The organism is Pseudomonas sp. H3_D04, assembly GCF_054669175.1.
This window is the reverse complement of the sequence record NZ_CP162801.1, coordinates 616,160-630,325: the sequence shown is the minus strand read 5'-3', so window position 1 is coordinate 630,325 and position 14,166 is coordinate 616,160. Positions and strand designations below refer to the sequence as shown.

11 protein-coding genes are annotated in these 14,166 nt (G+C 60.5%); 5 read left to right on the top strand and 6 right to left on the bottom strand.

Translation table 11 applies throughout. From position 1 onward, the window contains the following. Positions 1–113 precede the first annotated feature (113 nt). Together AB4N91_RS03025 and AB4N91_RS03020 are read left to right on the top strand one after the other, a co-directional pair. Positions 114–482 (top strand): DUF6124 family protein, encoded by a 369-nt coding sequence (locus tag AB4N91_RS03025; RefSeq protein WP_010457721.1) that lies wholly within the window; start codon positions 114–116, stop codon positions 480–482. Between the two features lie 323 nt (positions 483–805). Beyond that, entirely contained in the window at positions 806–1,753 is a 948-nt protein-coding gene (locus AB4N91_RS03020) for an IS110 family RNA-guided transposase (protein ID WP_042932411.1), read from the top strand. Positions 1,754–1,797: 44 nt separating this feature from the next. Here the strand turns inward: AB4N91_RS03020 and AB4N91_RS03015 are convergent, their stop codons facing one another. Both AB4N91_RS03015 and metE read right to left on the bottom strand, forming a co-directional pair. After that, on the bottom strand, positions 1,798–2,817 hold the full coding sequence (locus AB4N91_RS03015; RefSeq protein ID WP_010457723.1) for an alpha/beta fold hydrolase: 1,020 nt from the start codon (positions 2,815–2,817) through the stop codon (positions 1,798–1,800). A 247-nt stretch (positions 2,818–3,064) separates the two neighbouring features. Further along, positions 3,065–5,377 (bottom strand): 5-methyltetrahydropteroyltriglutamate--homocysteine S-methyltransferase, encoded by a 2,313-nt coding sequence (gene metE, locus AB4N91_RS03010; RefSeq protein ID WP_010457724.1) that lies wholly within the window; start codon positions 5,375–5,377, stop codon positions 3,065–3,067. A 107-nt stretch (positions 5,378–5,484) separates the two neighbouring features. On the opposite strand from metE, the gene metR reads away from it, so the two are divergent. Next, entirely contained in the window at positions 5,485–6,402 is a 918-nt protein-coding gene (gene metR / locus AB4N91_RS03005) for a transcriptional regulator MetR (RefSeq protein ID WP_010457725.1), read from the top strand. A 121-nt stretch (positions 6,403–6,523) separates the two neighbouring features. On the opposite strand, the gene AB4N91_RS03000 is transcribed toward metR, so the two are convergent. From AB4N91_RS03000 to AB4N91_RS02985, 4 genes are all read right to left on the bottom strand, one after another. Beyond that, positions 6,524–7,021 (bottom strand): GNAT family N-acetyltransferase, encoded by a 498-nt coding sequence (locus AB4N91_RS03000; protein WP_010457726.1) that lies wholly within the window; start codon positions 7,019–7,021, stop codon positions 6,524–6,526. Between the two features lie 2 nt (positions 7,022–7,023). Further along, positions 7,024–7,662, bottom strand: coding sequence for a LysE family translocator (locus AB4N91_RS02995; RefSeq protein ID WP_010457727.1), 639 nt, complete (start codon positions 7,660–7,662; stop codon positions 7,024–7,026). A 24-nt stretch (positions 7,663–7,686) separates the two neighbouring features. After that, a complete protein-coding gene (locus AB4N91_RS02990) occupies positions 7,687–8,121 on the bottom strand; it encodes an NUDIX hydrolase (protein WP_460112111.1) in 435 nt (144 codons plus the stop codon). A 207-nt stretch (positions 8,122–8,328) separates the two neighbouring features. Beyond that, positions 8,329–9,708, bottom strand: coding sequence for an HD domain-containing phosphohydrolase (locus AB4N91_RS02985; RefSeq protein WP_460112110.1), 1,380 nt, complete (start codon positions 9,706–9,708; stop codon positions 8,329–8,331). Between the two features lie 259 nt (positions 9,709–9,967). Here AB4N91_RS02985 and AB4N91_RS02980 point away from each other — a divergent pair, with 259 nt between their 5' ends. Together AB4N91_RS02980 and AB4N91_RS02975 are read left to right on the top strand one after the other, a co-directional pair. Next, the gene (locus AB4N91_RS02980) at positions 9,968–12,262 is read left to right on the top strand and encodes a putative bifunctional diguanylate cyclase/phosphodiesterase (RefSeq protein ID WP_460112109.1); all 2,295 of its coding nucleotides are present in this window, start codon (positions 9,968–9,970) and stop codon (positions 12,260–12,262) included. After that, positions 12,262–14,136: a putative bifunctional diguanylate cyclase/phosphodiesterase gene (locus tag AB4N91_RS02975; protein WP_083375836.1), complete on the top strand. Its 1,875-nt coding sequence runs from the start codon at positions 12,262–12,264 to the stop codon at positions 14,134–14,136. Before AB4N91_RS02980 ends, AB4N91_RS02975 begins: the two co-directional genes overlap by 1 nt. Positions 14,137–14,166 lie beyond the last annotated feature (30 nt).

The window sequence follows — 14,166 nt, the reverse complement described above, 5'->3', positions numbered from 1 at the left end:
TCGGGCGCGCCGGGTTTTGGGCGTATTTACCGGTCTACTAACTTGCGCACAGCTGCCACCCCTCCGTTTAGTAGCGAGACAGGTTGCGGCTCTACTATTAGGAAAAATACCCCATGTTCAAAATTACTCCGAACCCACCGGAAACCGACGACGTCTCCCCCTACGAAACCCCAGACTCCAAAAAACTCAACGAAGCCGCCGACCGCGCCCTCGATTTCTACCTCAAACCGGTCATTCCCAAAGACACCCCACGCAAACCCAGCACCATCTACACCATCGCCCCCGACATCGATCAAGAAACCCTGCTGGCCAACGCCTGCGAATCCCTGGCGTCAGCGAGCGTGATGCTGAGTGATTTCGCCGGGTTGCTGGAAGGCCCGCAGCGCAACACTGTGCTCGGCATTCAGCAGTCCGTCATGCTGGGTGAACTGGCGGTGAACCGGATGCTGGATAACTTCGTTCCACCAAGCGCCGCGACCTGATTGGCTGACAAGGTTCCACTAACGAAGAAGATCCAACTGTGGGAGCGAGCCTGCTCGCGATGGCGGTGTGACATTCAGCATTGATGTTGACTGACACACAGCCATCGCGAGCAGGCTCGCTTGTATGGTAGGACTTGAAGGGAGGAGGAGGGACAAGGCTCGATTCTGACTGTTGACGCAGTACAGACTGTGGGAGATTTCGCCCCTCCTCCTTTCACCCAAGCGCCGATAAAGAATGCATCTGGCTAGACCGACGATAGGAACAAGCCTGCGCCTCTGGGTGAGCCCTTCAAGTGCTCAAACCTTATCTCGGAGGAAATCCTATGGCAATGCCGGTCTCTCTATCAAAACCGATCGTGGGCGTGGATGTCGCCAAGAATGAACTGGTGATTTATCAGGCTGATAACGATTTGCTTAAAGAGATTCCCAACACTAAAACATCCATCAAGCAGTGGCTGAATACGTTGCCGGGGACGGTGGCTATTGCCATTGAGGCGACCAACATCTATCACCTGGACTTTGCTGATCTGGCCTATGAGGCCGGATGTGCGATTTACATGGTGGGAGGCTATGAACTCAAACATTATCGCGAAGGCGTGAAAATCCGCGCCAAAACCGACGCGCTGGACGCCAAGTTGCTGGCCCGTTACCTGAAGAACGAAGCCGAGGAGTTGCGCCCTTGGACCCCTCCATCACCGCTGTACCGCCAGCTCCTGAGCCTCTTCCGCCGCCGGGCTGCCTTGGTCCAGGCTAGGGTTGGCCTGGTGCAGAGTTGGTCGAATGAGCCGCTGCTGAAAGCGGCTTTTGCAGAACAAGTGAAGTCCATGCAGCAGCTTGAAACGCTGATCGAAAAGACGATCAACGATCAGCTCAAAGAAGCCGGTTTACTCGGTCAACTGAAACGTTGCCTGAAAGTTGAAGGCATTGGATTTTTGACTGGGGCTCGCTTGATAACTGCATTTCAGCGCGGGGATTTTAGAAACGCGGATGCGTTTATCGCCTTCCTGGGCATGGATTTACGGGTGTCTAAATCAGGACAGAAGGACGGTCGCCGCAGTTTGACCAAGCGCGGTGACCCCGAGGCCCGCCGGCTTCTGCACAATGCAGCGATGTCGGCTAGCCGTACGAAAGCCTGGAAAGGGTTTTACGAAGCCCAAAGAGCCCGGGGCTTCAGCACCACTGAGGCGCTGGTGATGCTGGCTCGCAAGCTTGCGCGGGTGGCATTCGCCTTGCTGAAAGGGCAAAGCGAATATCAGTCAAAGGTCAGTTGAGGGTTTCCCCTCAACCATAGAATCTCCCACATTGGTACTGGGTACTACAGGAGGTTCGGAGTGGGCACCGGATCGATCTGTGCCCAATGCGAAGTGTCTTCGCGGTGGGCCTGCAGATACGGCAACACCGCCGCCAGCAACGGCGCCTTGAACGCTTCCTGGAATCGATGCGCCAACCCCGGAATCAGCTTCAACTGACTGCCACGAATATGCGCCGCCAGATGGACGCCATGCATCACCGGCAACAGCGGATCCGCCGTGCCGTGAACCACCAGCGTCGGCACGCGCAACTGATTAAGCAGCGCCACACGACTGCGCTCGGCGAGGATCGCCATGATCTGGCGCTTCACGCCCTCCGGGTTGAACGCCCGGTCATAGGACAACGCCGCCTGATGCAGCAACGCTTGCCGATCATCACTGACGGTCGGGCTGCCCAGCGCTGCCAGCAAATCGGCCTGCTGTTCCAGCGCCACTTCGCGATTCGGCGCGCTGCGCCGCGACAACAACTGCACCAACGCCGCACTCGGCGCCGGCAAGCCTTCGGCCCCGGAACTGGTCATGATCAGGGTCAGGCTCTCGACCCGTTGCGGCGCCATCGCCGCCATGTGCTGGGCAATCATCCCGCCCATGCTCGCGCCCAGGACGTGAAACTGCTCAACCTTCAACGCATCCATCAGGCCAAAGGCGTCGTCCGCCATGTCGGTCAAGGTGTACGGCGCCGCCACCGGCAGACCGAGTTTGTAGCGCAGCACTTCGAAGGTCAGGTTGGCGTCGGCGGGCGTTTGCCGCCAGGTCGAGAGGCCGACGTCGCGATTGTCATAACGAATCACCCTAAAACCCTGCTGACACAGCGCGACCACCACCTCGTCAGGCCAGTGAATCAACTGCCCGCCCAGGCCCATCACCAGCAACAACGCCGGGTCGGACGCACGGCCGATGCTCTGGTACGCCAGGCTCACCTGCGCCAGATCGGCCTGTTGGGTGGGAACATTGACATCGCAACGAGACGCCGCCAAAGACGGCAGGCCAAACAACAGCAAGGCCAGAAAAATGAATGCACGCATGAAAAAACACCGAAACGCAGAACCCCAGTAGAGCGCGAGTCTGATGAAGTTTGATCAAGCGCGCTGCCACAGTTACGTGACAGTTTGATGAAGATTGCCGAGCGGTCATTTTCGGGACCGCGTTATCGTTCATCGCGAGCAGGCTCACTCCCACAGGATCGATGTCGTACACAATATTTGTGATCGACCTAGATCCAATGTGGGAGCGAGCCTGCTCGCGATGGCGTCCGAACAGACGCTACATCGGCTAAGCCAACTGACTGCGCAACTGCCTTGCCGCCGCCACCATATTGACCAACGCCGCCTCGGTCTCCGGCCACGCCCGGGTCTTCAGCCCGCAATCCGGGTTCACCCACAACCGCTCGGCCGGAATGCGCTTCACGGCTTTACTCATCAACTTGACCATCTCAGCCGTGTCCGGCACCCGTGGCGAGTGGATGTCGTAGACGCCCGGCCCGATGTCGTTCGGGTAGTCGAACGCTTCGAAGGCTTCCAGCAATTCCATGTCCGATCGCGAGGTTTCGATGGTGATCACGTCGGCATCCATCGCCGCGATGGACTCGATCACGTCGTTGAATTCGCTGTAGCACATGTGGGTGTGGATCTGGGTTTCGTCGCGCACACCGGAAGCGCTCAAGCGGAAGGCTTCCACCGCCCAGTCCAGGTATTCCTGCCATTGCGCCCGACGCAGCGGCAAGCCTTCGCGGAACGCGGCTTCGTCGATCTGCACGATCTTGATGCCGGCACTTTCCAGGTCGACCACTTCATCACGCAGGGCCAACGCCAACTGCTGCGCCTGGATTTTGCGCGAGACGTCTTCGCGCGGGAACGACCACATCAGCATGGTCACGGGACCGGTGAGCATGCCTTTCATGACCTTGTCGGTCAGGCTTTGCGCATAGGTGATCCAGTCGACGGTCATGGCGTTCGGACGGCTCAGGTCGCCGTAGATGATCGCCGGTTTGACGCAGCGCGAACCGTAGCTCTGCACCCAGCCGAAACGGGTGAACAGGTAGCCGTCCAGTTGCTCGGCGAAGTACTCGACCATGTCGTTGCGCTCGGCTTCACCGTGCACCAGCACGTCCAGGCCCAGGCGTTCCTGGACTTGCACCGCGTGACGGATTTCGCTGTGCATGGCATCGGTGTAATCGTTGGCCGACAGCTTGCCTTGCTTGAACGCCTGGCGGGCCAGACGGATCGAACCGGTCTGCGGAAACGAGCCGATGGTGGTGGTCGGGAATGCCGGCAGTTTCAGCCGAGCGCGTTGCTGCTCGATGCGCTTGGCGAACGGCGAGTGACGTTGGCTGTCCGCTGCGCTGATCGCATTGATGCGTGCCTGCACGTGGGCTTTATGGATACGCGGCGACTCGGCGCGGCTCGTCTGAATCACTCGGCTCTGGGCCAGAGCCGCTTGTACTTTGGGTGATTGCGGGTCGTTCAGGGCATCGCGCAGTACGGCGATTTCACCGCACTTCTGCACGGCGAAGGCCAGCCAGCTTTTCAGTTCAGGATCGAGTTTGTCTTCCCGTTCCAGGTCCACCGGGCTGTGCAGCAGCGAGCAGGAACTGCTGACCCACAGGTTGTCGCCAAAGCGCTCTTGCGCCGGTTGCAGTTGCGCGAGCACTTGCTCCAGTTCGCAACGCCAGACGTTGCGACCGTTGACCAGGCCCACCGAAAGAATCTTGTAGGTCGGCAGACGGTCCAGCACCTGACCGAGTTGATCCGGCGCCCGCACCGCGTCGATGTGCAGGCCTTGCACCGGCAGGCCGACTGCCAGGCCGAGGTTGTCTTCCAGGCCACTGAAGTAGGTCGCCACGAGCTTTTTCAGCGGCGAGTATTGAAGGATGTGGTAAGCGCGCTCGAAAGCGTTTTTCCAGGCTTGTGGCAGGTCGAGGGTCAGGATCGGTTCGTCGATCTGCACCCATTCCACGCCTTGGGCGGCGAGGCGGCCGAGGATTTCACCGTAGATCGGCAGCAGGCGTTCGAGCAGGTCGAGCTTGTCGAAGTCGTTGCCTTTGGCCTTGCCCAGCCACAGGTACGTCAGCGGGCCGATGATGACGGGTTTGACGTTGTGGCCGAGGGCCTTGGCTTCGTCGACCTCGTCGAACAACTGTTCCCAGCTCAGTTTGAACTGTTGGTCAGCTGTGAATTCCGGGACCAGGTAGTGGTAGTTGGTGTCGAACCACTTGGTCAGCTCCTGGGCATATTGGGCCTGGGTGTGTTCGCCACCGCAGCAGGCCGCCGTGGCGCCTCGGGCCATGGCGAACAGGGTGTCGAGGGTCGGCAGGCCGCGCGCATCCTTGGCGCTGTCGAAACGCTCGGGGATCACGCCGAAGGTCAGGGAATGGGTCAGCACCTGGTCGTACCAGGCGAAGTCGCCGACGGGCAGCAGGTCGATGCCGGCGTCTTTCTGCAACTGCCAGTGGGTGGCGCGCAGTTGGCGGCCGACGCTTTTCAGCGCGTCCTGATCGAGGTCGCCCTTCCAGTAGGATTCGAGGGCTTTTTTCAGTTCGCGGTCAGCGCCGATGCGCGGAAAACCAAGTGTGTGGGCCAGAGCCATGGTGAATTTCTCCCTGTAAAAGATGGCGCTATTGTCGACAGCCAACCCAACATGAGACAAACTCAACCTTTTCGTGTTGATCACAAGTTTTCCTCATGGAGCCCCCGGTGCTTGAAATCCGCCACCTGAAGACCCTGCACGCCTTGCGCGAAGCCGACAGCCTGGTCGATGCCGCCGACCGTCTGCACCTGACCCAATCGGCCCTGTCCCACCAGTTCAAGGAACTGGAGGAGCGCATGGGCATGCCGTTGTTCGTGCGCAAGACCAAACCGGTGCGGTTCACCAGCGCCGGGTTGCGCCTGCTGCAACTGGCCGACGCCACCCTGCCGCTGCTGCGCGGTGCCGAACGCGATATCGCGCGGTTGGCGGGCGGCACCGCAGGCCGTTTGCACATGGCAATCGAGTGCCACAGTTGCTTCCAGTGGCTGATGCCGACCATCGATCAGTTCCGCGATGCCTGGCCGGAAGTCGAGCTGGACCTGGCTTCGGGCTTCTCCTTCGCCCCGCTGCCGGCCCTGGCCCGTGGCGATCTGGATTTGGTGGTGACCTCCGATCCGCTGGAACTGGCCGGGATCACCTACGTGCCGCTGTTCACCTATGAAGCGATGCTCGCGGTGGCCAATCAGCACCGTTTGGCGAACAAGGCCTACATCGTGCCGGAAGACCTGCTCACGGAAACGCTGATCACCTACCCGGTGGAACGCGACCGGCTGGACATCTTCACCCGTTTCCTGGAACCGGCCGACATCGAACCGGCGCAGGTCCGCACCTCGGAACTGACGGTGATGATGATGCAGTTGGTCGCCAGCGGACGCGGCGTCTGCGGCATGCCCCATTGGGCGCTGCATGAATACAGCTCGCGGGGTTACGTGAAGGCCAAGCGGCTGGGCGAGAAAGGATTGTTTGCGACGCTGTATGCGGGGATTCGTGCGGACATGCTGGATGCGCCGTACATGCGCGACTTCTTGCTGACGGCCAAGGACACATCGTTCTCGACACTCGACGGCGTCAGCGCAGTCCGCTGACACACCGCAACCGCTGTAGGAGCGAGACTTGCCCGCGAAAGCGGTGTATCAGCCAAGTAGATATCGACTGTCACGACGCCTTCGCGGGCAAGCCTCGCTCCTACAGGGGTTTGTGGTGGGTTTAGAGCTCGCGCCACATGTGGATTTTGTCGAAGTAGTCTTCGCCGACGCGCACCGCCATGGGTTCGAGGCCGAACTGTACGAAGCCGCAACGCTGGTACAGGTTGAACGCCGCCTCATTGCCGGCGGTGACGGTCAGCTGGATCAGCCGCAGGCCTTTATGGTTCTGCGCTTCATCCAGCGCGGCTTGCACCAGTTGCTGACCCAACCCGCGCTGCCGGACTTTGCCGGACACATACATGCCAAATAACGTCGCCTTGTGCCGGGCCTTTTCCCGGGGTTCGAAGGCCAGGCCGACGATGCCTGACAACGCGCCGTCCTCGAACGCCCCGAACACCACATCCAGCTTGCTGGTCAGGCGCGACTCCCACCAACTCAGCGGCATCGTCGCGCGTTCGCGCACACTCGAAGTGAAGGCCTGTGGATGCAGGTCGTAGGCTTCCAGCATCAGCGCCCGATAGTCCAGCGCATGGCTGGCATCCAGTCGTTCAATCCACATGATCAGGCCGTCCGTCGTTGCTCAAGCATCAGCCGTACCGCCAGCGCGGACAGGACAAACCCCATGAAATAACGCTGCAGCGCCAGCCAGGTCGGGTTGTTGACGAACCACGACGCGATGCCTGCCGCGAAGATCGCGATCAGCAGGTTGACGCAGAAACTGACGCTGATCTGGGTCAGGCCCAGCACGATGCTCTGGGTGAACACCGAGCCATGCTCAGGCGTGATGAACTGTGGAAACACCGACAGGTAAAACACCGCGATCTTCGGGTTCAGCGCGCTGGTGAGAAACCCCATGGTGATCAGTTTGCGCGACGAGTCCGGCGGCAACTGCTGCGCTTCGAAGGGTGAACGTGCGCCGGGTTTGACCGCCTGCCAGGCCAGCCACAACAGATACAGCGCGCCGGCCCATTTCAACACTTCGTAGGCCATCGGCACGGCCAGGAAGACCGCGGTCAAACCTGCCGCAGCGGCGAACAAGTGCACGAAGAATCCCGCCACCACGCCGAGCAACGAAGTCACGCCGGCCTTGCGCCCCTGGCAGATCGAACGGGAGATCAGATAGATCATGTTCGGCCCCGGCGTCAGCACCATCAGCAACGCGGCAGCGGCGAAAATCAGCAAGTCTTGAAGTGGGATCATGGGGCAGTCCTAGTCCGTGGATGATCAGGCGATTGCAGTCAGCGAAGCTCGATAAAACGGCAGGATCAGGTCCCGTGTCAATGGCGCCAACGAGAGATCGCCGTCGGTGGCCGGATCAATCCAGCGCACCTCTTCAATCTCCGCGGCGGGCGAGACGTCTGAATCGATGGTCAGCAGAAAGAGTTCAGCCTGGACGACAAAACCCGGCTCGTTGGCCGCCGGTGCCGAAAAGGGCCCCAGGTAGGTGGCGTGCGCGGGGTCGATGACCAGTCCAAGCTCTTCTTCCAGCTCACGGGCCAGGGCGTGAACCGGTTGTTCATGGGCCTCGATCTTGCCGCCGGGTTGCATGAAGGCTTCGGTGCCGCGTTTGCGGACCAACAGCGTGCGACCGTCAGGGCCGATCAGCAGGGCCGCGGCGATGCGGATGGTGCGGGGGGAAGGGGCGGATGAAAGCGTCATGGATCTGAGTGTGCCTTGAGTGAAAGGCGCAAAGGATCACATGGGTGTCGCGCCGGCGTCACGGGGGAAAATAGCGGTCTAGCCCTTTGTGGGAGCGAGCCTGCTCGCGATAGCGGTCTTTCAGTCGACATCCAGGGTGAATGTCAGGCCGTCTTCGCGAGCAGGCTCGCTCCCACAGGGGTCAGTGTTGAGTCTTCCAAAGGGGGATCAGGGCTGAGCTTGAACCACCAGCGGCGCTTCGAGGATTGCGGCTTCCACTTCCTCCGGCACTTTCACAAAAACGCTGTATTTCGCCCCTTCCATCGCTTCGAACGCGATCAGTTTCTCCACCAGCGGCCCGCTCAGCACCTTCCCCGCATTGAGCAACAGCATGCCGTTATCGGCATTGAGGTTGCGCGCCAGAATCATGCCGGTCGCCAGGTCCCGGGTCGTCAGTACCTTGACCGTCGGATCGGCCAGTGACACATCGCTCTGGTAGGCGGCGCAGACCTGAATGAAGTCCTCCACCAGATCAGGATCGTAGAGACGACCGGCGTACTGGCGGATATAGACCAGGGCTTCATCGCTGTTCATCTGGCGCTCAAGGATCAGCCCACGCTGCAACTCGATGAAATCCACCGCCAGTTTCAGCCACCGCGCCCCGAGCGGAATCGCCTCGCCCTTGAGCCGGTCGGGGAAACCGGTGCCATCCCAGCGCTCCTGATGGTGAAGGATCAGGCGCGCCGCATCCTTCATCGGATCGAGGGTCATCAGCAACGATTCGCTCTGCTTCGGATAACCGCGATAGCGTTCCTGATCGTTGTGGTGCAGCAAATCCGCAGGCGCGGTCATCATGCTGTCGGTCCAGCTCAGCTTGCCGATGTTGTAAAGCGCCGCGGCCATGGTCAGGTCGCGGGTACTGCCCTCGTCCAGGCCATGGAGTTTGCAGTACACCCGCACCAGTTCGATGATCTGCCGGTTCGTCTGCTTGGCCGGTGGCAAACGCAGGTTGGCCAGCAGCGAGAACACCTCGGTGCCGGTGACATAGCTGTGTTTGAGCTCTTCGTAGGCCAGGTCGAGCATGTCGGCCGTCTGCTGCAGCTCGGCGGTGCGGGACGCGACGTGTTTCTCCAGGGTCGCGTTGAGCAACCTCAATTCTTCGTTTTGCTCCCAGGTCTCCTGCACCAGATGCAGGCGTTCGCGCTCGGAACGCTGGTAGGCGAGGGATTGTCGCAACGTCAGCAGCAATTCCTCATCGTGCCAGGGTTTGCTGATGTATCGGTCAATCTGCCCGTCGTTGATTGCTTTGACGATCATCGTCAGGTCGGCATAACCGGTCAGCAAAATGCGCAGCGTGTCGGGATGGCGCTGGTGAATGTGCGCCAGCAGCGTGGCGCCGTCCATGTTAGGCATGCGCGCATCGCTCATCACCAGGTCGACGGGCTGTTTCGCCATGATATCCAGGGCTTGCTCCCCGCTGGTGGCCAGCAATACTTCGTAGGGCTGGCCGCGCAAGAGCCGGCGCAGACTGTTGAGGATAGACTCCTCGTCGTCGACCAGCAGAATCGTGGGTTTATCGGCAAAAGTAGTGGGGAGTTGCTCTTCCATGGCATTACCTCAAGCAAAACGGGCGTCGTCGCGTCAATCATCAGCCAGAACATTCCGTTTCTGGCGCTGCCTGAGCTACAGGCTAGATGATTTCCAGCGACGCCTCTGGAAATGATTCGTTTCAGGCGACCGGGCGAAGTGCTGCACAGGCGACTATGCTCAGTTCACTCGGATCCACTTTATGCGCTTGGCCACGTGATCAGGGAAAGGATGCCCCTATGAGCACACCGCACCACCACATTGCCACCGCTCCCGGCGTATGCCTATGAATACGCTGCTGGCACGAACCAACCGTCGGATACTTATCGTCGACGACACCGCGTCTATTCATGCGGACTTCATCAAGATCCTCAGCCAGCCATCGCCCGAAGACGACGACCTGATCAGCGCCGAAAAAGCCCTGTTCGGGACGCAAGCGACGGCAACCCTGCAAAGTTTCATGCTCGATTCGGCGTTTCAGGGGCTGGAAGCACTGGACAAGGTTGAACGAGCGCTGGCCAACGACCTGCCCTATGCGATGGCTTTCATCGACATGCGCATGCCGCCGGGCTGGGACGGCCTGGAAACCATCGAACGGCTGTGGCAGGTCGATCCCAAGCTGCAAGTGGCGCTCTGTACCGCTTATTCCGACTATTCCTGGGAAGACATCGATGAACGCCTGGAACTGGGCGATCGCCTGCTGATCCTGAAAAAACCATTCGATGCCATCGAAATCCGTCAGCTGGCCAGCGCCCTGACCGCCAAATGGCAAATGACCGAAGACGCCGAACTGAAGATGTCGTTGCTGGAACAGGCCGTGGAAGAACGCACCCGGGAGCTGTCCGACGCCAACATCATCGTGCAGAACAGCCCGACCATTCTGTATCGCCTGCGGGGCGAACCGTCGTTTCCGCTGATGTACATCTCCCACAACATCACCAAGTACGGTCATGTCGCGGCGAATCTGGTCGCCTCGGCCAACTGGGCCCGGGAGTTGATCCATCCCGACGACCAGCCGAAAGTCGACACGGCCATGGCCCGAGTGCTGGATCGCCATGCGGGCGGCGCGTCCATCGAGTTTCGGATGCGCACCGGCGACGGTGCCTGGCGCTGGGTCGAAAACCGCTATATTCCGGTGCGAGACGCCGAAGGACGTTTACTGGAAGTCGAAGGCATCATCATCGACGTCACTGAACGCAAGGTCGCCGAGGAGAAAATCGCCCTGCTGGCCCGCACCGACGGGCTGACGGGGCTGGCCAACCGTGCCACCTTGATCGAGCGCCTGCATCAGGCCTTCGCCGCTGCGCGCCGGGGTGCAACACCGTTCGCGATGTTCTACCTGGACCTTGACCACTTCAAACGCATCAACGATACCCTCGGTCATCCGGTGGGCGATCTGTTGCTGCAGGAAGTGGCCCGGCGCATCAAAGCCTGTGTGCGCGAAAACGACGTGGTCGCCCGCCTCGGCGGCGACGAGTTTGCCATCCTGCAACTGGACGTCAGCGACCCGACCCAGTCCGCGTCCCTGGCGGCCAAGGTCCGCGACGCATTGGTGCTGCCCTACTCCCTGGACGGCAATGACGTGCGGGTGTCGGTCAGCATCGGCATCAGTAGCTATTCGCCGCGCATCACCAGCGCCGACGGCTTGCTCAGCCAGGCTGACATGGCGCTGTATCGCTCCAAGGAAAAGGGCCGCAATCAGTATCACTTCCACTCCGAGGAGATCAATCAGGAGGTGGTCGAGCGCATGACCATCGCCAGCGAACTGCGCACGGCCATCGACCATGAAGAACTCGAACTCAGATACTGGCCGGAAGTCGACCTGAGCAGCGGCAAGATCCTCGGCATGGAAGCTCAGGTCTGCTGGAACCACCCCGAGCGCGGCCTGCTGGAAGCGTCGGCGTTCCTGCCGGCCGCGGAAAAAACCGGCGCCATCATCCCCCTCGGGCACTGGGTGCTGGATCGCGCCTGCCAGCAAATGCGTCTGTGGCGCGACGAAGGCATGGCGCCCCCGGTGATTGCCATCAAACTTTCCCTGGCCCAACTGAAAAGCGGGCCCGAACTGATCTATGACGTACTGCGCACCACCGCGCGCTGGGAATTGTGCGCCTGGGACCTGCGCTTCGATGTCACCGAAGCCACCCTGGCCCAGACCAAATGGACCCACAACGACGTGCTGCCACGCCTGCGCGAGCTGGGGGTGAAGATCGCCATCGACGACTTCGGCACCGAATACTCCTCGTTCGACTACCTCAAGACCTACCAGGTCAATCACCTGAAACTCGCCCAGGCTTTCATCGACACCGCTGCCCGCGACCCGGCAAGTGCCAACACGTTGCGCGCAATCATCAATTTCGCTCGAGAAGTAGGGATCGGAATCATCGCCGAAGGTGTCGAAACCCAGGAACAGCGTAGTTCGCTGATGGCCACAGGCTCGCCAATGAACGCACAGGGTTACTTTTTCAGTAAAGCGGTCAGCAGCCAACAAGCCGCCCAGTTGCTCAAAGCCGGCAGCATCGTGCCCGCAAGCCACGGACCGATCCTGGACAACCCGCACGCCACGGAGGACAAGTGATGAAAACGTCGTCCGTCCGGACCAACCGGCGCATCCTGATTATCGACGACACGCCTTCGATTCATGAGGATTTTCGCAAGATCCTCGGCCCTGACTCTGAAGATGAGCAGACCCTGGCCGGCACGGAAGAGGCGCTGTTCGGCACGCAACAACCGGCCCGGCTGACCTTCCAGCTCGATTCCGCCTACCAGGGCCAGGAAGCCCTTGAGCTGGTCCAGCGGGCCCAGGCCGAAGGTCGCCCCTACGCCATGGCGTTCACCGACATGCGCATGCCGCCGGGTTGGGACGGGCTGGAAACCATCGAACAGCTCTGGAAGATCGACCCGCACCTGCAAATCGCGCTGTGCACCGCCTATTCGGATTACAGCTGGGAGGACATGGCTGAACGGCTGGAGTTCGGCGACCAGTTACTGGTGTTGAAAAAACCCTTCGACAGTCTGGAAATCCGCCAGATGGCCAGCGCCCTGACCTGGAAATGGCAGATGACCCAGGACGCGGAGACAAAAGTGCAAAGCCTGGAGCAAACCATCGAGGCGCGGGTCCACGAACTGCTCAAGGTGTCCCACCTGTTGCAATACGACGTACTGACCGAGCTGCCCAACAGCACGTTGCTCGGAGATCGACTGAACCAGTCCCTGGCGTTGTCGCGCCGCCATGACAAGCAGCTGGCGGTGATGTTCCTGGGTCTTGATCGCTTCAAGCGCATCAACAATGCCCTGGGCCATCCGGCCGGTGACGAGATGCTCAAACGGGTCGGGCAAAACCTGGTGTCCACGGTGCGCGAATCCGATTCGGTGTTTCGCTACGGCGCTGATGAGTTCGTGGTGATCCTCGCTGACATCCGCCATCCCCAGCAGACCAAAGGCATCGCCGAAAAACTCTTGAACGCCATTGGCACGACCCAGCACATCGCCGGCCATGACCTGAGCGTAACCGCCAGCCTGGGCATCAGCATCTACCCCGATGATGGCTTCGATGCGATCGCGCTGATCAAGAAAGCCGAAACCGCGATGCGTCACGTCAAGGAAAGCGGCCCCAACGACTTCCGCTTTTTCATTGAAGAAATGAACCAGCGCGCCCGGGACCAGCAGACCATCGAGTCGGGCATTCGCCTGGCATTGGAGCGGGACGAATTTGTCCTGCATTACCAGCCCAAGCTCGACCTGGGCACCGGTGAGGTAGTCGGCGCAGAGGCCTTGATTCGCTGGCAGAAACCGGGGCATGGCTGGGTCTACCCGTCGGACTTCATTGGCGTGGCCGAAGACAGCGGCTTGATCGTACCGTTGAGCAAATGGGTGCTGGCCCAGGCCTGTCGGCAAGCCTGCGCCTGGCAGGCGGCGGGGCTGCCGAGGCTGTGCATGTCGGTGAATGTGTCGGCCATCGACTTTCGCCAACGAGGCTTTGTCGAAGGCATTGAACAGGTTCTGAAACAAACCGGTCTGGACCCGTCATTGCTGGAGCTGGAAATCACCGAAGGCGTGCTGATGCAGAACGTCGATGCCACGGTCACCGCCCTGAACCGGATCAAGGCCATGGGGGTGCGGCTTGCCATCGACGACTTCGGCACCGGTTATTCCAGCCTGAGTTACCTGCGGCGTTTTCCCATCGACGTGCTGAAAATCGATCAGTCGTTCATTCGTGGCCTGAGCCGTGACATCAACGACGCAGCGCTGGTCAGCGCCATCATCAGCCTGGGCAAGAGCCTGAAACTGACCATCATCGCCGAAGGGGTGGAAACCCTCGAACAACTGGATTTCCTCAAGGCCCATCAGTGCGAGGAAGGCCAGGGCTACTACTTCAGCAAAGCCGTGGCGCCGGATGACTTCGTGCACTACCTGACGTCGGTGAAATCCCCTCCCCCTGCCGCCACATGACCGATAAGCAGCGACACACGGGCTATCCGC